General features: G+C 27.9%; 23 protein-coding genes. 9 read left to right on the top strand and 14 right to left on the bottom strand.

Annotation, left to right across the window (positions count from 1 at the left end):
* Positions 1 to 47: 47 nt before the first annotated feature.
* The 10 genes from ACQY5W_RS04360 to rpsO all read right to left on the bottom strand — a co-directional run bounded on the left by ACQY5W_RS04360 (position 48) and on the right by rpsO (position 8,534).
* Positions 48 to 992 (bottom strand): MBL fold metallo-hydrolase, encoded by a 945-nt coding sequence (locus ACQY5W_RS04360; protein ID WP_428023726.1) that lies wholly within the window; start codon positions 990 to 992, stop codon positions 48 to 50.
* Positions 979 to 1,938: a permease gene (locus tag ACQY5W_RS04355; protein ID WP_428023725.1), complete on the bottom strand. Its 960-nt coding sequence runs from the start codon at positions 1,936 to 1,938 to the stop codon at positions 979 to 981. Before ACQY5W_RS04355 ends, ACQY5W_RS04360 begins: the two co-directional genes overlap by 14 nt.
* A 1-nt stretch (position 1,939) precedes the next feature.
* Positions 1,940 to 2,344 (bottom strand): arsenate reductase ArsC, encoded by a 405-nt coding sequence (locus ACQY5W_RS04350; protein WP_428023724.1) that lies wholly within the window; start codon positions 2,342 to 2,344, stop codon positions 1,940 to 1,942.
* A gap of 127 nt (positions 2,345 to 2,471) precedes the next feature.
* Positions 2,472 to 3,725 (bottom strand): arsenic transporter, encoded by a 1,254-nt coding sequence (locus ACQY5W_RS04345; RefSeq protein ID WP_428023723.1) that lies wholly within the window; start codon positions 3,723 to 3,725, stop codon positions 2,472 to 2,474.
* Positions 3,722 to 4,030, bottom strand: a complete 309-nt coding sequence (locus ACQY5W_RS04340) for an ArsR/SmtB family transcription factor (protein ID WP_428023722.1) — start codon at positions 4,028 to 4,030, stop codon at positions 3,722 to 3,724. Before ACQY5W_RS04340 ends, ACQY5W_RS04345 begins: the two co-directional genes overlap by 4 nt.
* A 78-nt stretch (positions 4,031 to 4,108) precedes the next feature.
* A complete protein-coding gene (locus ACQY5W_RS04335) occupies positions 4,109 to 5,248 on the bottom strand; it encodes a murein transglycosylase domain-containing protein (protein ID WP_428023789.1) in 1,140 nt (379 codons plus the stop codon).
* Positions 5,249 to 5,271: 23 nt separating this feature from the next.
* Positions 5,272 to 6,540, bottom strand: coding sequence for a response regulator (locus ACQY5W_RS04330; RefSeq protein WP_428023721.1), 1,269 nt, complete (start codon positions 6,538 to 6,540; stop codon positions 5,272 to 5,274).
* A 127-nt stretch (positions 6,541 to 6,667) separates the two neighbouring features.
* Complete coding sequence (locus ACQY5W_RS04325; protein WP_428023720.1) at positions 6,668 to 7,720, bottom strand: DHH family phosphoesterase; 1,053 nt, start codon at positions 7,718 to 7,720, stop codon at positions 6,668 to 6,670.
* Positions 7,717 to 8,118 carry an Rrf2 family transcriptional regulator gene (locus ACQY5W_RS04320; protein ID WP_428023719.1) on the bottom strand — a complete coding sequence of 134 codons (402 nt, stop codon included), beginning with the start codon at positions 8,116 to 8,118 and terminating at the stop codon, positions 7,717 to 7,719. Before ACQY5W_RS04320 ends, ACQY5W_RS04325 begins: the two co-directional genes overlap by 4 nt.
* A 143-nt stretch (positions 8,119 to 8,261) precedes the next feature.
* On the bottom strand, positions 8,262 to 8,534 hold the full coding sequence (gene rpsO / locus ACQY5W_RS04315) for a 30S ribosomal protein S15 (RefSeq protein ID WP_428023718.1): 273 nt from the start codon (positions 8,532 to 8,534) through the stop codon (positions 8,262 to 8,264).
* A gap of 133 nt (positions 8,535 to 8,667) precedes the next feature.
* Between rpsO and ACQY5W_RS04310 the strand changes: the two genes are divergently transcribed.
* The gene (locus ACQY5W_RS04310; RefSeq protein ID WP_428023717.1) at positions 8,668 to 9,453 is read left to right on the top strand and encodes an ABC transporter ATP-binding protein; all 786 of its coding nucleotides are present in this window, start codon (positions 8,668 to 8,670) and stop codon (positions 9,451 to 9,453) included.
* 18 nt (positions 9,454 to 9,471) lie between these two features.
* Here the strand turns inward: ACQY5W_RS04310 and ACQY5W_RS04305 are convergent, their stop codons facing one another.
* Together ACQY5W_RS04305 and moaA are read right to left on the bottom strand one after the other, a co-directional pair.
* On the bottom strand, positions 9,472 to 10,506 hold the full coding sequence (locus ACQY5W_RS04305) for a hypothetical protein (RefSeq protein ID WP_428023716.1): 1,035 nt from the start codon (positions 10,504 to 10,506) through the stop codon (positions 9,472 to 9,474).
* 148 nt (positions 10,507 to 10,654) lie between these two features.
* The gene (gene moaA, locus ACQY5W_RS04300; protein ID WP_428023715.1) at positions 10,655 to 11,617 is read right to left on the bottom strand and encodes a GTP 3',8-cyclase MoaA; all 963 of its coding nucleotides are present in this window, start codon (positions 11,615 to 11,617) and stop codon (positions 10,655 to 10,657) included.
* 116 nt (positions 11,618 to 11,733) lie between these two features.
* On the opposite strand from moaA, the gene cobA reads away from it, so the two are divergent.
* Positions 11,734 to 12,465: a uroporphyrinogen-III C-methyltransferase gene (gene cobA, locus ACQY5W_RS04295; protein ID WP_428023714.1), complete on the top strand. Its 732-nt coding sequence runs from the start codon at positions 11,734 to 11,736 to the stop codon at positions 12,463 to 12,465.
* Between the two features lies 1 nt (position 12,466).
* On the opposite strand, the gene ACQY5W_RS04290 is transcribed toward cobA, so the two are convergent.
* Complete coding sequence (locus ACQY5W_RS04290; protein ID WP_428023713.1) at positions 12,467 to 13,018, bottom strand: precorrin-2 dehydrogenase/sirohydrochlorin ferrochelatase family protein; 552 nt, start codon at positions 13,016 to 13,018, stop codon at positions 12,467 to 12,469.
* A complete protein-coding gene (locus tag ACQY5W_RS04285; RefSeq protein ID WP_428023712.1) occupies positions 13,018 to 13,911 on the bottom strand; it encodes a glycosyl transferase in 894 nt (297 codons plus the stop codon). Before ACQY5W_RS04285 ends, ACQY5W_RS04290 begins: the two co-directional genes overlap by 1 nt.
* A 333-nt stretch (positions 13,912 to 14,244) precedes the next feature.
* On the opposite strand from ACQY5W_RS04285, the gene ACQY5W_RS04280 reads away from it, so the two are divergent.
* From ACQY5W_RS04280 to ACQY5W_RS04250, 7 genes are all read left to right on the top strand, one after another.
* Positions 14,245 to 15,261 carry an amino acid ABC transporter substrate-binding protein gene (locus ACQY5W_RS04280; RefSeq protein ID WP_428023711.1) on the top strand — a complete coding sequence of 339 codons (1,017 nt, stop codon included), beginning with the start codon at positions 14,245 to 14,247 and terminating at the stop codon, positions 15,259 to 15,261.
* A gap of 76 nt (positions 15,262 to 15,337) precedes the next feature.
* A complete protein-coding gene (locus tag ACQY5W_RS04275; RefSeq protein WP_428023710.1) occupies positions 15,338 to 16,519 on the top strand; it encodes an amino acid ABC transporter permease in 1,182 nt (393 codons plus the stop codon).
* A 1-nt stretch (position 16,520) separates the two neighbouring features.
* Positions 16,521 to 17,600 (top strand): amino acid ABC transporter permease, encoded by a 1,080-nt coding sequence (locus tag ACQY5W_RS04270; protein ID WP_428023709.1) that lies wholly within the window; start codon positions 16,521 to 16,523, stop codon positions 17,598 to 17,600.
* A 14-nt stretch (positions 17,601 to 17,614) separates the two neighbouring features.
* Complete coding sequence (locus tag ACQY5W_RS04265) at positions 17,615 to 18,361, top strand: amino acid ABC transporter ATP-binding protein (protein ID WP_428023708.1); 747 nt, start codon at positions 17,615 to 17,617, stop codon at positions 18,359 to 18,361.
* A gap of 17 nt (positions 18,362 to 18,378) precedes the next feature.
* Positions 18,379 to 18,993 carry a LysE family translocator gene (locus tag ACQY5W_RS04260; RefSeq protein WP_428023707.1) on the top strand — a complete coding sequence of 205 codons (615 nt, stop codon included), beginning with the start codon at positions 18,379 to 18,381 and terminating at the stop codon, positions 18,991 to 18,993.
* A 37-nt stretch (positions 18,994 to 19,030) separates the two neighbouring features.
* Positions 19,031 to 20,395: an L-serine ammonia-lyase gene (locus tag ACQY5W_RS04255; RefSeq protein ID WP_428023706.1), complete on the top strand. Its 1,365-nt coding sequence runs from the start codon at positions 19,031 to 19,033 to the stop codon at positions 20,393 to 20,395.
* Between the two features lie 19 nt (positions 20,396 to 20,414).
* Positions 20,415 to 22,655, top strand: a complete 2,241-nt coding sequence (locus ACQY5W_RS04250; protein WP_428023705.1) for a methyl-accepting chemotaxis protein — start codon at positions 20,415 to 20,417, stop codon at positions 22,653 to 22,655.
* Positions 22,656 to 22,664 lie beyond the last annotated feature (9 nt).

Here is a 22,664-nt window from a genome sequence, read left to right as displayed (position 1 = left end):
CCCCTTTCAAATATTTATTTAATTTATGTATTGTAACAAATAGTTGCTTATTCCCATTCTAGTTGATTGTAATATGTAGAAATATTTGCATTGTTCAATTGCTCAAAATGATTAAGATAATCAAATTTTTGTGTTTTAACAAATTTTTTCACTTCTAAAATATCTATTTCATCTTCGTAGGCTTTTTTTACATCAGCTCTTAATATTTTTAGATATTCCAAAGTTGCTTTATATGAGTTTTTATCAAACTCTTTTCCATGTCCACCTAAAAAATACTTTGCATCTATTTTTGCCAAGTTTTCAATGGCTTCAATCCAGCCATCTATATTTGAGTTTTTTTTATAACTTAACAATCTTCCGTTAAATACAATATTTCCTACAAATAAAAAGCTATCATCTTTTGAGTAAATTGCAATATCACTTTTCTCTTCACTAATTTTACTTGGTTTTATTATTTCTAAAGTTTTATTTGAACCTTTTATTTCATATCCACCATCAACTAAACTATCTGCATAAATCACTTTTGTTTTTTCATAAACCTCTTTTGATAAGATTTGTTTCATCCTTTCAAATTTACTTGGATTCTCTTTTATGTCATCATTTATAGTTTTATGCCCAACAATTTTTGCACCTAACTCTTTAAAATATGAGGCACCTTGAATCCTATCATCATGGTAATTTGATAAAATCACATGGGAAACTTCAAGTTTTGGATACTCTTTTTTCATCAAAGTATAAAACTCTTTTGCAAAATTATATGTTGGCCCAGCATCTAAAACAACTAAGCTATTTTCCATATTTATATAACACATATTTGAGACAAAACCTTTGTTGCTTTTTTTCATGGGTGGATGAAAATCACCAATAACACAACTAATATCTTTCGTAATTTTTATTGGTTTTAAATCATAAAAATCAGCAAAAATAGAGCTAGTTAAAAAAGATACAAATAAAACAACTCTAATCATAAAAGCTCTTTTATAAAATGGCATTAAAAATATATCCTATTAGAATAATACCACTTCCAACTATCATAAAAAATATAGCAATAAGTTTAGTATGTAACAATCTTTTTAAAATCATTGCCTCTGGTAAACTTAAAGCTGTAACTGCCATCATAAAAGATAATGCACTTCCAAGTAACATACCTTTTGAAGTTAAAACCTCAACAAGTGGCATAACTCCTGCTGCACTTGAATACATTGGGATTCCCAAAACAACAGCAAGTGGTACAGTGTACCAAGCATCTCCACCTGTATAACGAGCAATAAAATCTGTTGGAATATACCCATGAATAAAAGCTCCAACTCCTACTCCAAGTATCACATAGATATAGATTTTTTTGAAGATATCAAGAGTATAATCCCAAGCCTCTTTTACTCTTTGTTTACCATTTAAATCAATAGTTGGATTTGTACAACACCCTTCCATAGGTTTTACCTCAAGTAAAATATATTTTTCCATATTTAATCTGCCAATAATAAAACCACCAACTATGGCAACAACTAAACCAAAACCTATATATATAGCTGTAATTTTCCATCCAAAAAGCCCAAATAACATAGCTATTGCTATTTCATTATTTAGTGGAGCAGAGATTAAAAAAGAAAAAGTAACCCCTAAAGGGATTCTTGCTTGTAAAAATCCTAAAAATAAAGGTATGGCACTACAAGTACAAAAAGGAGTTATAATACCAAATATAGAAGCTAAAATATTTCCAGTAAATTCTGACTTTCCTTGTAAATATGCTCTTACTTTTTCAACATTAAACCAAGTTCTAAGATATGATACTAAAAAAATAATAGCAATAAGTAAAATAAATATTTTTATCGTATCATATATAAAAAAATGTAAAGCACCAGTCAAATGGGATGATTTATCCATCTCAAATAAAGTATAAATTAAATAATCTACAAATTTTTCCCAAAGTGTAAACATCTTATAATCCTAACACTTCCTTGATTTTTGGAAGTAAAATTGTTTCTATCTCTTCATATGTTTTTTCAAATGCACTAAAACCTTTTCCATCTGGATCTTCAAATCCCACATGGATTTTTTTTACTGGTTTGGGAAACATAGGGCAAGTTTCATTAGCATGGTCACATACAGTTACAACTAAATCATACTCATTGTTTATAACAGTATCTAAAGTTTTAGAGTGATACTCCTCTTTCCAAATACCTTTTTCCTCAAGTAGTTTTTTTGCGTTTGGATTTACTCTTCCACTTGCTTTTACTCCACTACTATTGGCACTTATTCCATCAAGTTTTGCATTTATAAGCGCTTCTGCTATGATACTTCTACAAGAGTTTCCTGTACATAAAATCAATACTTTTTTATTCATTTTTTTCTCCTTAAAAAATGTCCCATTTTTGAAGGGACAATACATATTGAATAATTACTTTTTACCGTTGGAATAAATCCAACTAAAAGTAACAAAAACTAAAGAGAGCAACGAGTTACTCTTATACTTATATTAATGTTAATAAAACTATAAATAGTACAGGTGGAGTAACAATTAATCCAAATTTACTATATTGCCAAAAGCCAATCTTAACTCCCTTTTGACTTAAAACATGAAGCCAAAGCAGAGTTGCTAGTGAACCAAATGGTGTCATTTTTGGTCCAAGATTACACCCTATGATATTTGCATAAGCTAAGGTTTGATTAGGTATATCTTGCAGTGCTATATCCATAACCATAACTGTTGGCATATTATTCATAATTGCACTCAAAATTGCAGAGATAAATCCAGTACCAACAACTGCAACAAAATCCCCATGTGTACTTAAATCTTTTAATATCAAACTTAAATAGTCAGTCAATCCTGCATTTTTTAAACCATATACAACAATATAAAGCCCTATACTAAACCAAACAACCTGCCAAGGTGCTGTTTTTATAGTAAGCCAAGCTCGTGCAGCTTTGTAGTAACTTGCAATGCCTAAAAAAATAAGTCCTCCACCTAATGCAAAAACTGATATTGGCAGATTAAATGAATCACCAATAAAATAAGCCACTAAAAGTAAAGCTAAGAAAAACCAAGAAAATTTAAAAAGTGTTTTGTTTTTCAAAACTTCATCTGGATTTTTAAGAAGTGATATATCAACTTGTGCAGGAATATCTTTTCTTAAAATCACCCATAAAACTATAATAGATACTACTGTACTAACAATATATGGAATTATCATATTTGACAAATAGTTCATAAAGCCTATATTAAAATAATTTGCAGTTACGATATTGGTTAGATTTGAAAATACAAATGGTAAAGAGGCACTATCACTTATAAATCCACCTGCAAGTAAAAATGCTAAAATTGTTTTTGCATTTAATTTTAAAATTCTCATTTTAGCTAGTAAAATTGGAGTAAGAATAAGTGCTGCTCCATCATTTGCAAATAAAGCAGAAACAAAAGAACCAAGTAATAAAGCATAAACAAACATCAAATGTCCATTACCCTTTGATAGTTTTGCCATTTTTATAGCACACCATTCAAAAAATCCAATCTCATCTAAAACCATAGAAAGAATAATAATACCAATAAAAGCCAAGGTTGCATCCCAAACAATATTTGATACAACTAACACATCATCAAAACTTACTACTCCTAAAACCAAAGCAACTACTGCTCCAATAACTGCAGTAGTTCCAATCTGTAAGTTTTTTGGTTGCCATATTACAAAAACTAAAGTTACCAAAAATATAGCACTAGCTAATATCATATTTCACATCCTTTTTTAAGTACTGGAATATCTATTTCCAAATAGCTTATCTCTTTTAAAATCGCTTGTCTAAAAACATCCATTGGCATTTTTATACGATAATATGCCCACCTTCCTTCTCTTTTCAAGCTTAAAAATCCTCCATCTTTTAATATTTTCAAATGTCTAGAAACCCTTGATTGAATCATATCAAATGAGTTTTCTATATCACAAACACAAACTTCACCATTCAAATCAATAAACTTTAATATCTTGATTCTAGTTTCATCATTTATTGAGCCAATTGTATTTAAAAAATATTCCATTGATTCCTCTTTGTTTTTTAGAATAATATCAGAAATAAATTAATATATCAAGATATCTTGATATATTAATAAAAAATTTTAGATGTTTATAAAATCTTTTTTATAATTAATTACTTTTTTTAGATAATTTCTAGTCTCTTCATAGGGAAGTTTATTTATCAAAGTTTCATAAACTTCTTGTGCATTTATTTTATTTATCATCTCTTTTGCTCTTTCTTTATTTCTATTAAATGTTCTTAAAACATTGCTACTTCCTGTGTTATAAGCACTAATAATACAATACTCTTTTGAAACAGGATTATTAATTCCATCAAGATAATTACTATCCAAGATTTTCAAATAAGCACTACCTAGTTCAATATTATTTTGTGCATCAAAAAGATATGATTTTGTTGGTGTCCAAGTTCTTCCATTGATATATTTATACGCATCTTTACCTGCACTCGTTGGCACAACTTGCATAAGTCCATAGGCATTTGCACTACTTATTGCAAATTGATTAAAATTACTCTCAGTTTGAATTATTGCATAAATTAAATTCTCACTAATATTAAACTTTTTAGCATATTTTTCTACAAATGGTTTAAATTTTGTAACTCTTATACTTGCATGATCTTTTACCATTGGAATATTTACAAAATATACTGTTACATCTTTTTCATCTTTTTTTATACTTTTAGTTTCTAAACCATTTTTTAATAAAATATCAGCAAATCTATTTGCTCGCCATTCATATCTTATATCTTTATTTTGGTCATCTTTTACTTCACCAAGTAAATATGGAGTTGAACCTAACTTTACACTTTTTGCTTCAAATAAATCAGCAGCTCTTGGATCATCAGGAAGTAAAAGTGTGGTTACAATAGCATTTTTTAGACTTTTTTTATAATCCTTATTATCAAGCGTTTCAACAGTAACAATCCCTTTATCAAAATCAACTAACGCTCTACTTTTATAGTTTTGTAAATATTTAACATACTCTTTTTGTTTTGGGATTTTTACATTTTTTTCACCCCAAATATTTGTAATCTCTTTTATGAAATTTGATAAAAACTTATCTAAACTAGCTATATCATTTTTTAGTTTTTTGGGATTTGTTGAGTACTGGATAGATTTACTTGTAGCAATTGATTTAAATGCAGAAGTTGGATTTTTACTTATGGCAGCCCTTGCTATACTTTCTACATCTGATACGCTACATGAACTCAAAAAAAACACGCTGAAAATTAAGGCAAATCTTATCATTTATTCTTTTCTTTTAACTCTTTATCTCTCAAACTTATTACATCTAATAAATCTTCTATTCTTTTATTTCTCTCATCTAATCTTTTTTGTAAATCTAAGATTACATCTTTTTTTAGAGCAACTTCATCCTCTAATTCTTTAAAATCTTTTAATAGTTTATCATTTTCTGTTTTTATTTTTTTTAAAACAATTACAGAATCATTTACTTTTTTATTTGCACTATCAATAAGAGTTTCATTTTTTAATCTTATTGCAATAATCTCTTTATCATATTGATTTATTTGTGCTTTTAATTGTCCATTTTTCTTTTTTAGGTTATCCATTTGTTCTAAATATATAGAAAAATCTGGCTTACGATTTTGTAAAAGTTCTTGCTCTAATTTTTTGATTTTAGCTATATATTCCAACTCTTTTCTTTTTGATTGTTGAATATTTTCAATAACTTTTTTTCTAAATTCTCTTTTTGAAATCTCATCTTCAGTAGTTAAGAACCTAATCCCCACATACTCAATTATCTCTTCACCCAAGTCATCATAAATTGGGATGATGGTACTATTTACATAATAGACACTTCCATCTTTTGCTTGATTTTTTATTTTTCCATTCCAGGTTTCACCCCTTTGAATTGTTTCCCAAAGATTTTTAAAAACCTCTTTAGGAGAATCTGGATGTCTTATTATATTGTGAGATTTACCGATAAGCTCTTCTCTTTTATATTTTGACAATTCACAGAAAAAATCATTTGCAAAAGTAATATTTCCTTTTAAATCAGTTTTTGAGATAATAGCAACATTATCAATAGCACTTAAATATCTCTCTAGCTCATTTTTTTGTTTTTGTATAATTTGATTTTGATTATATTTTTGGCAATCTTTATTCACCTTTTCAATTAGAAAATCTATTTCAATAGGTTTGATAAAATATGAGTTTACATTTAATTTAATGGACTCTATTAATAAGTTTTCTTCACAAAAAGCAGTTGTAAAATAAAAGGGGATATCTTCATCATCTTTTCTAATATTTTTTAATAAATCTAAGCCATTCATTTTTGGCATGTTAATATCAGCAATTATTGCATCAATTTTTATATTTTCAGTTTTTAGTTTATTATAAATTTCTAAAGCTTCTAATCCATGTGATGCAACATATACTTCTTTAAAAAAATCAACTAAAATTTCTTGTAGATTGTTTCGTACTTGTTCTTCATCTTCAACATAAATAATATTAAATTTTTTAGCTAATAAACCATTTTTAATATCTTTCATATAAAGCCTTAAAAAAATAACAAGTTTTATAGAATCATATCAAAAATAAAATGTTAAATAAGAATAATTTTGTAATTAGTATATATAAATAAGTAAATTTACGAGAAAATAACTAAAATTTCTTTAGTTATTTTAAATTGTCAAGTTTAGCCTGCATATATTTTTTTACATCTTCATAATTTATAATTTCTTTGAAGTCTTCAAATTTACAGCCAGAAGCATTTGGATGTCCACCACCATTTGCTAATTTTTGTGCTAATACTCCAACATCTAAGTTGCCATCAGCCCTAAAACTTGCATTACCTCTTTTTGAAATATCAATAAAAAAATCAAAATCTTTATTTACTTTTAAAAATGCGTTTGCAGGTATTGAGATACTCCCTAAAGTATATGTTAAAACACCCTTTTTATCTTGATATGTAATAGTGAGTTTATCTTTTATTGTTGTTATTGAGTTAACCAAATATTTTGCACTTAAGTTATCGATTGTATCATCATTTTCATCAAGTTTTAAAAACTCTTTTTTTAACTTATGTATTTCATTATCTAGTTTTATATTTCCATCATCTAAGGCTAAATAATGGGCAGATTCTTTCAATAAATAAATTCTAAAATCCCTATTTTTATCTGCAAAAAGAACATTGTTTATCTCTCTAACATTAGAAATCATACTTAATAAAACTTTACCAAATTCAAAGTTTTTACTCTCTTCTTCAATCCAAATATCAATTGCATTTATTGCATTGACCAATGGTTCTAACCACGAATAAAACTCCTCTTGAAAAGCATTATACTCTTTTACCAAATAATCAAAAGTAATTTTTGTAGCACATCTTGAAGTATCTAAAAAATACCAATCATATTTATTAGCACAACTTTGTCCAGTTGAGTGATGATCCAATAGTTGAATTTTTATTTTATATCCATCTTCATTTAACTTTTTTATTTCATGATCTAAATATTTAGCTTCGGCAGTTGTTAAGTTTACGTCAGTAATTAAGAATAGTATCTCTTCTTTTATCTCTTCTGATTTTATAATGTCTAAAAAGTGAATTATACTTTGTTTTACTTCTATTCCGTAATTTGCATTTAAACAGTAGTTTTGTGAAAAAAGTTCTTTTGTTAAAAGTTGACAACCATATCCATCCAAATCTGTATGAGAGATATGAAATAATGTCATTGGGCGATATCCTTAAGTGTTAATTCTTCTAAAAATATATTTATTTTACCTTGTAAATTATTTAATAAAGGCCATATTGAACATAAACTCCCAGCATCACTTGGACATGAATCCATCGATGGAGCACATTCAAATACAGAAGGAATTCTCTCTTCAGCAGCACTAGTTATTGAAAATATTGTAAGCTGATCATAGGGTTTAGCAAGGACAAATCCTCCATTAACACCCCTTTGTGATATTACTATTTCATTTTTTGCTAGGTTTTGCATAATTTTTGCTAAAAAGGATTTTGGGATTCTTAATTCTTTTGATAATTCATCCACATTTTTTGCCTTATCACTTTTTGCAATAGAGATAAGGGAAAGAAGTGCATACTCACTTTTTTTAGTCAATAACATCTTAAATTAATTCCTTTTTAAATTTTTTTATTTTACTAGAAAGTGTATTAATAATCATTATACAAAAAAATTAATCTTTTTGTTTAAAAAAAAAGGGTTGTAACTTAAAAAGTTACAACCCTTTTAAAAAAACTAAAATAAAATTATTTAGCTCTAATTCCTAAATCTGCAACTAATTCAACAAATTTAGCATAATCTTTGCTTCTTAAGTATTTTAATAATCTTTTTCTTTTACCAACCATTTTTAAAAGACCTAATCTTGATGAGTGATCTTTTTTGTTGATTTTTAAGTGTTCAGTTAAAACTTTAATTTGCTCAGTTAAAATTGCAATTTGAACTTCACAAGAACCTGTATCTTTTTCATCTCTTCTGTATTTTTCAATAATACTATTTTTTACTTCCTGATCTAAAGCCATAGAAGACCTCCTAATAGGTATATTTATCTCACTTCTTTCAAAATGGAAGCGAATTATAATTAACTTTTAATTAAAATTTGTTTAACAGTAACTATTTTTTCGATAAAATAAGAAGTTTTATAAAGGTTTTTATATGAATATTATAGATTTTGAAAACATTCATGCAAGTTATGATGACAAATTAATCTTAAAAGAGATTAATTTAAAAATTAATGATGGTGAACATTGGGCAATTTTAGGTGCAAATGGAAGTGGTAAATCAACACTTATAAAACTAATCTCTTCTCAAATTCATCCAAGACAAAACTATCCTCATAAAAAGCTTATTTTAGGCAAAGATAGATATTCTCTTTTTGAACTAAGAAAAGCTATGGGAATTATTACAAATGATTTACATAACTACTTTTATGATCAAGGTAATTTTTTAACTGGATATGAAGTAGTCCTTAGTGGCTTTTATAGTTCTATTGGTGTTTTTAAACATCAAGATTTTACAAATGAACAACATCATAAAGCAAATGAAATTTTAGAATACTTGGAAATAAGTGATTTAAAAGATAAAATTGTTGCAAAAATGAGTACAGGACAACTAAGAAAATGTATTATTGGTCGGGCATTAATACATGAACCTAAGGCTTTTATCTTAGATGAGCCAACAGTAGGACTTGATATAAAAGCTCAATTAAATTTTATAAAACTATTACGAAAACTTAGTCAAAAAGCATCTATAATTCTTGTAACACATCATATAGAAGAGATATTTGAAGAGATTAGTCATGTGGCATTAATTAAAAATCAAACTATTTTAAAAAAGGGAAAAAAAGAAGAGATTTTAACTTCTGAAAATATCTCAGAAACTTTTGATGTAAAATTAAAAATTAACTCATCAAATAATAGATACTATATTGAAGAGATATAAAAAGAGCAAAAGCTCTTTTTATGCTCTAAAATCCATAGAAGAAATTATACCAGCTGTTCCATCTTCTCTCACAAATATAGAGTTTGATTTTAAGTGTGCTATGCTTTCATTTGCCGATTTGTTATATGCCATATCAGCTCCCACATCTCCTAAATATAGTGCACCTATTCCACTTTGCCCAAGTGCTATTAAGCGTTCATCTCCACTTTCATTTTTTGTCCAAATTCGTAAATCATTAAATACAGAATCATTTTCATCAATCCAATTATTTCCATCACTATCATATTCACTTAATTCAGCAAATCCATCATTACTTGAAGGTCCAAAAAGTTCACTTCCATCATCAATAGTTCCATTTTTATTTTTATCTAAAACTAAAAAACCATTTCCATCTTTTAAAAGTGGTAATTCTTTTTCTTCTCCATTACTATTAATATCAAAGTTAAAGCACATAGATTCACTAAGACTATCAAAAGCACTTGCATCACAATCATATTGAATAACCAAAGGGTCTAAAAAATGAGTCTCTGAAAAAGCTAGTTTTTCAGTATGTTTTTCATAAAACTCTTTTGTATATGAAAGTTCTAAATCTATATTAAAATCTTTATTTGCAGTTTTAATTGTTGCTTGGGAAGAGAATGAAATTGAATCACTTTTTCTATATTCATAACTTCTTTCTATGGAAATACTATTTCTTACAAGCATTTTTTCTGGATTAAATGTTCTATTATCTTCTTTACATTTTAAGTCTTTTAAATCTAACATTTTAATATCTTTATTACCACCAAAAAAACTTTGAAGTATCATTTCTAGTATCATTCTCCCAACTTCTGAATAGTAATCTTTTTCTTCAACAGTAGTTTTACCAGTTGCTTCAACATCGTCAGGTTTTGAAACTTCTTTATAACCATCAGATTCTAACTTTTCAGTTTCATCACTTACTTTCATAAAACCTAATACTTCATTTCTAAAATCAACTTTGGATTGAGAGATTATCTCAAAAGAGCTTTTTGTTTGTGAACTTATTTTCACATCAGAGGATTCTATTATCATAATAACTCCTTATCAATTTAGTTATTTTAAATGATAATATATTTTTATGATAAAAAGAAGAGAAAAACCAAATAAATAATAAATAATATTATTTATTATTTACTTTTTTATTTAAATTGAAGAATTGAATAATCAATGATTTTTAAAATCAACCACCTGTTTCATAAAATGCTCGCGCCGAAATCTCCGATTTTTCCGACCATTTGTTTTTTTCTGGTTTATTTTGTAGAACATCTTTTAAAATTAAAGCTGCTTTTTCTATATCATTATTTTGAATTGCTTCTTTTATACTTTGAGAATCTTCAAAATATAAACAAGGTATTAATACACCACTTGCAGTTAGTCTTATACGATTACATGTAGCACAAAAATCGTCCTTGTGAGGCTCAATTATTCCAAAAATATATCCATCATCCATAAGATAATCTTGTGAAGGAGAGGTACCACTTCTTTCAAGTTTTTTAAAACTATATTTAGCTTTTAAAATATTTTGTATTTGTATAGAGTTATATCCTTTTGCCCCATCTTTTGCATGATTATTTTCCATAAATTCTATAAAACGGATGGGATAACCTCTTGACTTACAAAATTCTACTAAATCACAAAGTTCACTATCATTTACACCTTGAATTGGTACGCAATTAATTTTGATTTTAAGTCCTGCTTTATCGGCAGCTTCAATACCTTTTAAAACTGTAGATAATACATCTTTTTGTGCTACTTTTTCTGCAACTTCTGGTTTTAAACTATCCAAAGATATATTTAATCTTTTTAATCCAGCATCAGCAAGTTTTTGAGCAGTTTTTGGAAGTAGATATCCATTTGTAGTAAGGGCTAAATCGATATCATCTTTATAATCTGCTATCATTTTTATAAAATTATCTAAACCTTCTCTAAGTAGTGGTTCACCACCAGTAATTCTAACTTTTTTTACACCACTATCAATACATACTTTAATAAATTTAAATAAATCTTCATATGACAAAAGTTCCTCTTTTGGTACCCAAGAAAATGGTTTTTCTGGCATACAATACTGACATCTAAAATTACATCTTTCAGTTACAGATACCCGTAAATAATCTACTATTCTACCATGTCCATCTTTTAACATCATGTCACCTTCAAGTGCCCTAAAATTGACACTTAATATTAAATTGCGTTAGCTTATTATAAAATTGCTTAAACAAATAGAATAGAAAATATTTAGTGAATAAATTAAGGTATGGTGTGGGTAAAGTATATTTAACAGGTGCAGGACCTGGTGATCCTGAATTATTAACATTAAAAGCAATTAATACAATAAAAAAAGCAGATATTATAATTTATGATAGATTAGTAAATAAAGAGATATTAGAATACGCAAAAGAAAATGTGATTTTAAAGTATGTTGGAAAAGAAAATAAAAGACATACTGTTCCCCAAGATGAAATAAACGAGATTTTATACCAAGCATCTTTAAAATATGAAAATGTAGTTAGACTAAAAGGTGGAGATCCTTTTGTTTTTGGACGAGGGGGAGAAGAAGCCATATATTTATATGAAAGAGATGTAAAATTTGAAATAATTCCAGGGGTTAGCTCATCAGTTGCAGTTGCTTCATATGCTGGAATTCCAGTAACTCATAGAGGCATTACTACTTCTTTTAGAGTTGTAACTGGACATGAAACTCCAAATAAAAAAATTTCTCAAATAGAGTGGCAAACATTTTTAAATGATGAAACAATAGTTTTTTTAATGGGTTTACATAATATTGAGTTGATTAGTTCAAAACTTATAACTCTTGGAAAAGATAAAAACTACCCTTGTGCAGTAGTTTCAAAAGGTACAACCAAAGAACAAAAAGTAGTAACTGGAACGTTGGAAAATATAGTAGAAAAATCAAAAGGTTTAGAAGCACCTGCAATTATAATAGTTGGGAAAGTTGTAAATTTACGTGAACAATTAAGATGGTTTGATTAATTTACTTCCAAGAAGAGATAAACTCTTTACTTTTGTTTTTTAAAATTTCCATTCTACTTTTACCCTTAGGCAGACTACTTCTTAATAGTCTCATCTCTTTTAAAAAATTTCCTACACTATTTGGAATAATGTTTTCTAAATAATTTTTTAACTCCTTTGAAAAAGAAGGAGAAGCACCAGAAGTAGAAATAGCTACTACTAAATCATCTTTTTTTAAAATAGAAGAAAAAGTAAAGTCACACAACTCTAAAACATCTACACATGAATATAAGATATTTTTTTCTCTTGTATGCTGATAAATCTCTTTTTGTAAATCTATATCATTAATACAAGCTATTACAATATCAAAACCTTCTATGTCTATTTTTTCATAATCTTTTTCTAAAATAGTTACATCAAACTTTTTTATTTCATCATCAACTTCATTTGAAAGAACAACTATATCTTTTGTAAAATCTAACAACTTTTTGATTTTAGATTTAGCAATCTTTCCTGCCCCAATAACTAAAATTTTTTTCTTTTCTAAATTAAAAGATATAGGAAAAAAGTTCATTAATCTAACATCTCATATGCACTATTTATATCACTAGCCTTATTAGCACAAAATAGATATAAAGCAGCATTTAGTTTTGCAAGTTTTTCTAACTGCGAACATGGATTACTAATTTCAGCTATTGCTTCTTCTAAAGTTATCTTATCAAAACTCTTATTGTAATTGATTCCATAATCCTTTGGATCTATAGTAAACTCTTCAAGACCAGTTTGTGTTTTTACCCAAGCTTTTGATTTATCAAAAATTTCAGGTCTTCCCTCACTTGCTTTTACTACAACAAATTTTTCATAATTTGAAGCAAAAATTTCACTATACTTTTCAACATAAGGTTTATGATAAGCTGATGTCAAAGCAAATCTTGAATTTGCAGGATTAAGAAGTTTTTCAACTGTATTAAAAGCACTTCTTAACTTTAATATTCTTCTTAAATCTGTAATTGCACTTAGTTTTGGTAAAAACTCTGCCCTATCAAAATAATGAATATTATCATCAAGCTTTATATTTGTAGCAATATCTTTTATTGTAATCCCATTTTTTGCAGGCTGAATTAAATCACCACTTACAATAATATTTAAATCAAACTTTTTTAAATACTTTGCAACAAGAGGGAATAAATAAGTTCCATCTGTTTTTCCATCATAAGGAAATCCTAACTCTATTGAGTTTGGAATATTTACTTTTGTTATAAATTCATTACAAACATCTAACGTCGCTTTTAACTCTGCATTTGTTTCTAGTCTTACTCTCCAACCTAATAAAAATGCAACTATAATTTCACTTGAAACTTCTTGATTAAGAATTTGTCTTATACAATCTTTCATCTCTTCTTGGGTTAATTCTCTATTTGATTTAGGTCCTGTTCCAACTGCTCTTATAAATGTATGAAAATCCATCTAAACTCCAAAATATTAGTTAATGATTACATATTATAACCAAACATTGCAAAAAGTAATAAGATAAAAATACTCTTAATTAAAATAAGCATAAATAAATATTAAAAATAGAAAAATATTTGTTACTTTTTTTCCTATATTTAAAAAAATCTGAATATTTTTTAAAAAAAGTGTGTAAAAAGTGTGTAAAAAGTCAATTTATGTCATAATTATTCAATTTTCTCATAAAAATACAAAATTGGTTAAAAAATATACAGCTTATGCTACTCTAATGCTATCCTTTTGTCTTAAACTTTTCTTTGAAATTTAAAAATTAACAAAAAGGATTTAGAAATGAAACTACTTAAGACTTTATCTTTAAGTGTTGCAGCAATGGCTTTAGCATCTACTGTATCATCTGCTGATACATTGGATACTGTAAAAGGAAAAGGTGTTTTAACTTGTGGTGTATCTACAGGTATTGCAGGATTTTCTGCTACTGATTCAAGTGGGCAATGGAAAGGACTAGATGTTGATGGTTGTAAAGCAGTTGCAGCGGCAGTATTTGGTGATGCTTCAAAAGTTAAATATGTTCCTCTAACAGCAAAAGAAAGATTTACAGCACTTCAAAGTGGTGAGATTGATGTATTATTTAGATCAACTACTTGGACTCTTACAAGAGATGCGTCTTTAGGATTAAATTTCGCTGGTGTTAACTATTATGATGGTCAAGGTTTCCTTGTAAATAAAAGTATTGGTGTAAATTCAGCAAAAGAATTAGATGGTGCAACTGTTTGTATTCAAGCTGGAACAACTACTGAATTAAATTTAACTGATTATTTTAAAGCAAACAAAATGGCTTATAAACCAATTACTTATGATACATCTGGACAAACAATTGAAGGATTTAAATCAGGAAGATGTGACGTTGTAACTTCTGATGCTTCTCAACTTTATGGTTTAGTTTTAAAAGTTAAAGATCCTAACTCTGTAAAAGTACTTCCAGAAGTTATCTCTAAAGAACCATTAGGACCAGTTGTAAGACAAGGTGATGACAAATGGTTTAATATCGTTAAATGGTCTCATATAGCTATGTTAAATGGTGAAGAATTTGGTTTAACTTCTGCAAATGTTGACAGCATGTTAAATACTGAAAATCCTGATATTCAAAGATTTTTAGGTACAAATGGAGAAGGTGGTAGTATGTTAGGTCTAGATCCAAAATGGGCTTATAATATTATCAAACAAGTAGGTAACTATGGTGAATCATTTGAAAGAAATGTTGGTAAAGATTCTCCACTTAAAATTGATAGAGGTTTAAATAAACTTTGGAATCAAGGTGGACTTCAATATGGAGCTCCTATTAGATAATAAGTATTTTTATACTCAATTTATTTAATAGAAAGGGGAAAGTTACTTTCCCCTTTTTTAATGACAAGGTAAACAAATGAACAAACAAAAACGAGCTCAACCTCAAGTTGCTTTTTATAATAACCCAGAAAATAGAGCTATAATCTATCAAGTACTAGCACTTGTACTTATATTTTTTATATCATATTATGTTATTAATAATATGTTTATAAATATTGAAAAACGTGGAATTAATACAGGATTCGGTTTTTTAGATTCAGAAGCTGGATTTGGGATTTTACAATCTTTAATTCCATATGATGAATCAGATACACATGGTAAAGTTTTCATTGTAGGACTTTTAAATACTATTTTAGTTTCGGCTATTGGTATATTTTTTGCGACAATTATTGGACTTCTTATAGGTATTGGAAGACTTTCTAAAAATTATATGATTGCAAAATTATCAATGGTATATGTTGAAACTTTTAGAAATATTCCCATATTATTACAAATTCTATTTTGGTATAATGTTGTATTAGCTTCACTTCCTAATCCAAAACAAAGTATGTCATTTTTAAACTCTATTTTCTTTAACAATAGAGGTCTTTATATTCCAAAACCTATTTTAGAAAGTGGATTTATAGCTGTAATTATTGCTTTTATTTTAGCAATTATTGCCGTAATATTTTTAGTGAAATGGTCGAATAAACGACATGATGAGACAGGAGAAGAATTTCCAACAATTTGGGTTTCTATAGGAATTTTAATCGCTTCTCCTGTTATAGTTTATTTTTTAAGTGGTTCACCTGCAACTTTAGAATTTGCAGAACTTAAAGGATTTAATTATAAAGGTGGTTGGACACTTATTCCTGAACTTCTTGCCTTAGCTTTTGCTCTTAGTATCTATACAGCAACATATATTGCGGAAGCTGTAAGAGCTGGAATAGAAGCTGTACCAAAGGGACAAAAAGAAGCAGCTCATGCTTTAGGTTTAAAAGATTATATTATTTTGAAAAAAGTAGTTCTTCCTCAAGCACTAAGAGTAATTATTCCACCAGTTATTAATCAATATCTAAATTTAGTTAAAAACTCATCTCTTGCAACAGCAATTGGTTATCCAGAGTTAGTAACAATTTTCTCAGGTACATCACTAAACCAAGTGGGACAAGCTGTTGAGATTATTTTAATGACTATGGCAGTATATCTTACATTAAGTATTACAATTTCAATAATAATGAATTATATCAATTCAAAAATGCAAATAAAGGAGAGATAATATGGCAATTTATGAAAAAATAGCAGCAAAACCAGCTCCTTTAAGTACTAAAGGACCAATACACTGGATAAGAGAAAATCTTTTCCCATCACCTCTTAGTTCAATTTTGACATTGATATCTTTATATTTTTTATATTTAGTTTTACCTCCACTATTAAATTGGATGATTTTTGATGCAACATGGACTGGAACAAAAGAAGAGATTACTAATCATGGTGCAAGATGGATTTTTATTATTGAAAAATTCAACCAATTTATTTATGGTTTTTATCCTGAAGAATTTTACTGGAGACCAAATTTAGTATTATTTATATTTACTGTATATGTTTTTGCTTTTAAATATATTGATACATTAAAGATGAAGATATTTATTATCGCGACTTTTCCAGTTATTGCCTTTATACTTATATCTGGTGGTCTTGGATTAGAGCATGTTGAAACTGAAAAATGGGGTGGATTACTTCTTACAATTATAGTGGCATCTGTTGGTATTATTGCATCTTTTCCTATTGGAATTTTATTTGCTTTAGGTCGTCAATCAAAAATGCCAATTATTAAAACAATCAGTGTAATGTATATCGAGTTTATTAGGGGTGTTCCTTTAATTACATTGCTATTCATGTCTTCAGTAATTTTACCTTTATTCTTCCCAGAGGGAATGGATTTTAATAAATTACTTCGAGCTTTAATTGGAATTACACTTTTCCAAGCTGCATATATTGCAGAGGTTATTAGAGGTGGATTACAAGCTATTCCAAAAGGTCAATATGAAGCATCTGATGCGATGGGTCTATCTTACTGGCAATCAATGGGATTAATTATCCTTCCGCAAGCATTGAAAATATCTATTCCAAATATTGTTGGATCATTTATTGCCTTATTTAAAGATACGACACTGATCTTGATTATTGGATTATTTGATATATTAGCAATGGTTACATTAACAAATAGTGATACAAATTGGTTAGGATTTGAAACTGAAGGTTATGTTTTCGTAACTATGATTTACTGGGCAATTTGTTTTAGTATGTCTAAATATGCAAAATCAATCGAAGATCGATTTAATACAAACCATAAATAGTATAGGAAAAAATTATGAGCGAATTAGAAAATATGATAGAAATGATCAATGTTAACAAATGGTATGGAGATTTTCACGTACTAAAAGATGTTAACTTAAAAGTTAAAAAAGGTGAAAGAGTTGTAATATGTGGACCATCTGGTTCAGGTAAATCTACTACAATTAGATGTATGAATAGACTTGAACCATTTCAAGAAGGTCAAATTATTGTTAGTGGATTAGAACTTACTGAAGATGTAAAAAGAATTAGAGAAATTAGAACTCATGTTGGAATGGTATTCCAACACTTTAATCTTTTCCCTCATCTTTCGATATTAGAAAACCTTATTTTAGCTCCAACTTGGGTTGGTAAAAAACCAAGAAAAGAGGCAATAGAGACTGCAATGCATTACTTAGGAAGAGTAAAAATTGCTGACCAAGCTGATAAATATCCAAATCAATTATCAGGTGGTCAACAACAACGTGTTGCTATTGCTAGATGTTTATGTTCAAACCCTGAAATTATGCTTTTCGATGAACCAACAGCAGCACTAGACCCAGAAATGATTGGGGAAGTACTTGATGTTATGACTGAACTAGCTGAAGATGGGATTACAATGGTTTGTGTTACACACGAAATGGGATTTGCAAAAAAAGTTGCTGATAGAGTAATTTTTATGGATGCAGGGCAAATTGTAGAAGAAAATACTCCTTTAGAGTTCTTTGATAACCCTCAATCTGATAGATTAAAATTATTCTTAGAGCAAATATTAGACCATTAATAATATAAGGATAAAAAATGACCTTATTAAATATATTTGCATTTGCTGGTGCAATGTTTTTGTTAGCAATTACTCCAGGTCCTGGAGTGTTTGCTACAATTTCTAGAGCTTTAGCTTCAGGCTTCTTAAATGCAGCTTTTGTAGTAATTGGAATAATACTTGGTGATTTGATTTTTTTATTATCAGCAATCTTTGGACTAAGTGCAATTGCATCTTTAATGGGTGATTTTTTTATTCTTGTAAAATATTTAGGTGGAGTGTATCTTCTTTTTTTAGGTTATAAAATCTTAACTTCAAAAGAAAAACAAAATAATGTACAAGGTGTGCAAGAACTGTCATGGAAAAAGAATTTTATGACAGGACTTTTAATAACACTTAGTAATCCAAAAGTTATCCTATTTTATTTAGGATTTTTGCCAACATTTGTAAATTTACATACTTTAAACACACTTGATATTGTTATTATAGCATTGGTTACTATTCTTGTGATTGCTTCTGTATTGCTCTCTTATGCCTATAGTGCAAGTGGAGCAAGAAATCTATTTAAAAGCAAAAGAGCAAAAAGAAAAATGAATATTGCAGCTGGTAGTGTAATGATTACAGCTGGTGGTGCATTGATAGTAAAAGCGTAAAACATATAAGTAAATTTTCAATCTTAGGATTATAAAAATGACTATTTTTAATCTGTTTAAAATAGGTATAGGACCATCAAGTTCTCACACTGTAGGTCCAATGTTAATTGCAAAAAAATTTTGCGAAACAATAAAAGAAAAAAATTTTTTAAATAATCTTACGAGAATAAAAGTAGAACTATTTGGTTCACTTGGCTCCACTGGTGTAGGACACCAAAGTGATGTGGCAGTTATTTTGGGACTATTAGGTAACATTCCTAAAAACGTTGACTTAGACCATATTGATCAAATCATAGATGAAGTAAAAAAAAATTCTACTATTAATTTACTAAATGAAAAAATAATTAAATTTTCTCTTAAAAATGATTTAATATTATATAAAAATAAAACTCTTCCTTTTCACCCAAATGCAATTAAACTTACTATATATGATGGTTTAAATGAACTATTTAATAAAACATATTATTCTATTGGTGGTGGAGAAATAATAAGTGAAGATGAAATAAATAATGAAATAAAAGAAACTAATAACTTACCTTTTGCCTTCTCAAGTGCAAAAGAACTTTTACAACTATGTAAAAAAAATTCTATGACAATTGGCGAACTAATTTTAGAAAATGAAAAAATATTTAAGCCAAAAGAATCTATAGAAAATGACTTACTTCAAATATGGCAAGTAATGAAAGAGTGTGTTCAAAATGGTTTAAAAGCTGATGGTAACCTACCAGGTGGATTAAATGTACCCAAAAGAGCTTTTAATCTTTATACAAAATTAAAAAATAAACCAGACAATGACCCTTTAGTTTCCATGGATTGGGTAAACCTTTTTGCTATTGCAGTAAATGAAGAAAATGCAAGCACAAAAAGAGTTGTAACTGCGCCTACTAATGGGGCAGCTGGAGTAATACCTGCTGTTATGCACTACATCATTAAATTTTTACTAAAAGAAAATGAAAACGAAAATGATGTTGCGATAAACTTTTTATTAACTGCTGGGGCAATTGGCCTTTTGTATCAAAAAAATGCCTCTATCTCGGGAGCTGATGTTGGTTGTCAAGGAGAAGTTGGAGTTGCATGTTCAATGGCTGCAGCAGGTCTTGCACAATACCTTGGAGCAACAATTGAACAAATTGAAAATGCTGCAGAAATTGGAATGGAACATAACCTTGGGCTTACTTGTGACCCTATTGCAGGTTTAGTTCAAATACCTTGTATTGAAAGAAATGCCATGGGAGCAATAAAAGCTGTAAATGCCGCAAGAATGGCACTAAATTCAGATGGGAAACATTATGTTTCGCTTGATTCAGTAATTAAAACTATGTACGATACAGGAAAAGATATGAAAAAGAAATATAAAGAGACTTCACAAGGTGGACTTGCAGTTCACTATGTAGAGTGTTAATAAGAGTAAAGGATTTAAAATGCTTGACAATTCGATAAATAAAAAATTCTCAATATTGATTGGAATTACAATTTTAATTTTAATGACAGTTTTTACTACATTTATGATTAAAAACATCAATACAAACTTAATCAAAGAACTAGAATCAAATCTTACTATTGAAGTAAAGAACTACTACAATACAGCAGAAATTTACAATGATTCATTAGAAGTAAATTCATTAAATTTAATGAATATTTTTGAAAAATCTTTTTTAAATTTAAGAAAAAAAGGTACAGCTACCGTTAATATAAATGGGGTAGAAACTTTAGGATTATATAATGGTTTTTCAAGATTAAACAAAAATTTTGAACCAGTTGATCACTTCCAAGAATTAACAGGTGCAGTATCGGGAGTTTATGTAAAGGATGGGGATGAATATATAAGAATTACTTCATCTTTAAAAAATGAAAATGATGAAAGAATTTTATTAGATAAAATTGACCCAAATGAACAAATTTATAAAAAAATTGAAGCTAAAGAAAAATATGTAGGTTTAGAAAATATTGCTGGTAAAAACTACATGTCTGTTTATTCTCCAATAGTAAAAGATGATGAAATTATTGGTGCATTGTATGTAGGATTTGATTTTACAAAAGGCCTAGAAACACTTAAAAAGAAACTACGTGAAGTAGTTATTGGTGAAACTGGATATATTTATATTATAGATAATAAAGGAAACCTAATCCTTCATAAATCACTTGAAGGTAAGAATATTCTTAATCTAAAAGATGCAAAAGGAAATCCATTTATTCAAGAAATCATAAAAAGAAAAAATGGTGTAATTCATTATGACTCTGAAGAAAATGGAAGTGTAAATGAAAAAGTTGCTGCATTTTCTAGTTATGAAAAATGGAATTGGATTATTATTGCAGGTTCATATCAAGATGAATTTTTAGAAATATCTTCTCAAATGGCAAAAGTATTTATTATTGCAACAATAATTTTAACACTTATTTTACTAGGTATTATTTATATCTTAATAAATAAAGTAATATCAACACCTTTAGAAAAATTTCAAACAGGATTACTTGACTTTTTTGCTTATTTAAATAAAACAAAAGATAGTGCAGAAAAAATTGCTGTAACAAGTAATGATGAAATTGGGAAAATGGCAAATATTGTAAATGAAAATATAGAAGAAGTTAAAGTTCATATCAATGAAGATAATATTTTAATTAACAATGTAAAAAGTGTTGTTAGTGAAGTAAGTAAAGGTTATTTAGAAAAACGAATTAATGCAAATAGTACAACTCCTTCTTTAAATGAATTAAAAGAGTTAATTAATAACATGCTTAATAACCTAGAAAATTTCGTAGGTAAAGATATCAATGAACTTAGTTATGTACTAGAGCAATATTCAAAAAAAGATTTTACAAAAACTCTTAACCAAAAATCAAACGGTAAGATAGGTCATGAGATAGCAATTATGAATAATATTATCACTGAAATCTTACTAAGTAATCAAGAAGATGGATTAAAACTAAAAGATACTTCAACAAAATTATCAAATAATGTAAAAGTATTAACTCAAAATGCCACAAATCAAGCTGCATCATTAGAGGAAGTAGCTGCATCTATTACAGAAGTTACTGCTAATGTTAATCAAACAAGTGAAAAAGCTCAAAGTATGTTTAACATCTCAAACCAAACAAAAGAATCATCTACTCATGGAAAAGATTTAGCAACTAAAACTGTTTTATCTATGGAGCAAATCAATGAAAAAGTTCAAACAATCAATGAATCAATAGCCCTAATAGACCAAATAGCATTTCAAACAAATATTTTATCACTAAATGCAGCAGTTGAAGCTGCAACTGCTGGTGAAGCAGGAAAAGGTTTTGCAGTTGTAGCCCAAGAGGTGCGAAATCTAGCTTCAAGAAGTGCCGAAGCAGCTCGTGAAATAAAACAATTAGTAGAAACAGCAACTCATCAAGCACTAGAAGGTAAAGAGATTAGTACAAGTATGATTGCTGGATTTGAAGAGTTAGAAACTAAAATTAATGAAACAAATGCAATAATTGATGATGTTGCAAGGGGTGCAAAAGAGCAAAATATTGCTATGATTAGTATTAGTGAAACAATAAACAACTTAGATAAATTTACTCAACAAAATGCACAAGTTGCAGAAGAAACAAACAAAATATCAAATGATACAAATGATATTGCAAATAAAGTTGTAGAAAATGTAAATGAAAGTGAATTTAAAGGGAAAAAATAGTTTTTTAGG

The sequence above is a fragment of the Arcobacter sp. genome (genome assembly GCF_050300555.1).
In the GTDB taxonomy this organism is placed as follows: Bacteria; Campylobacterota; Campylobacteria; order Campylobacterales; family Arcobacteraceae; genus Arcobacter.
This window is presented reverse-complemented; position numbering and strand designations above follow the sequence as displayed.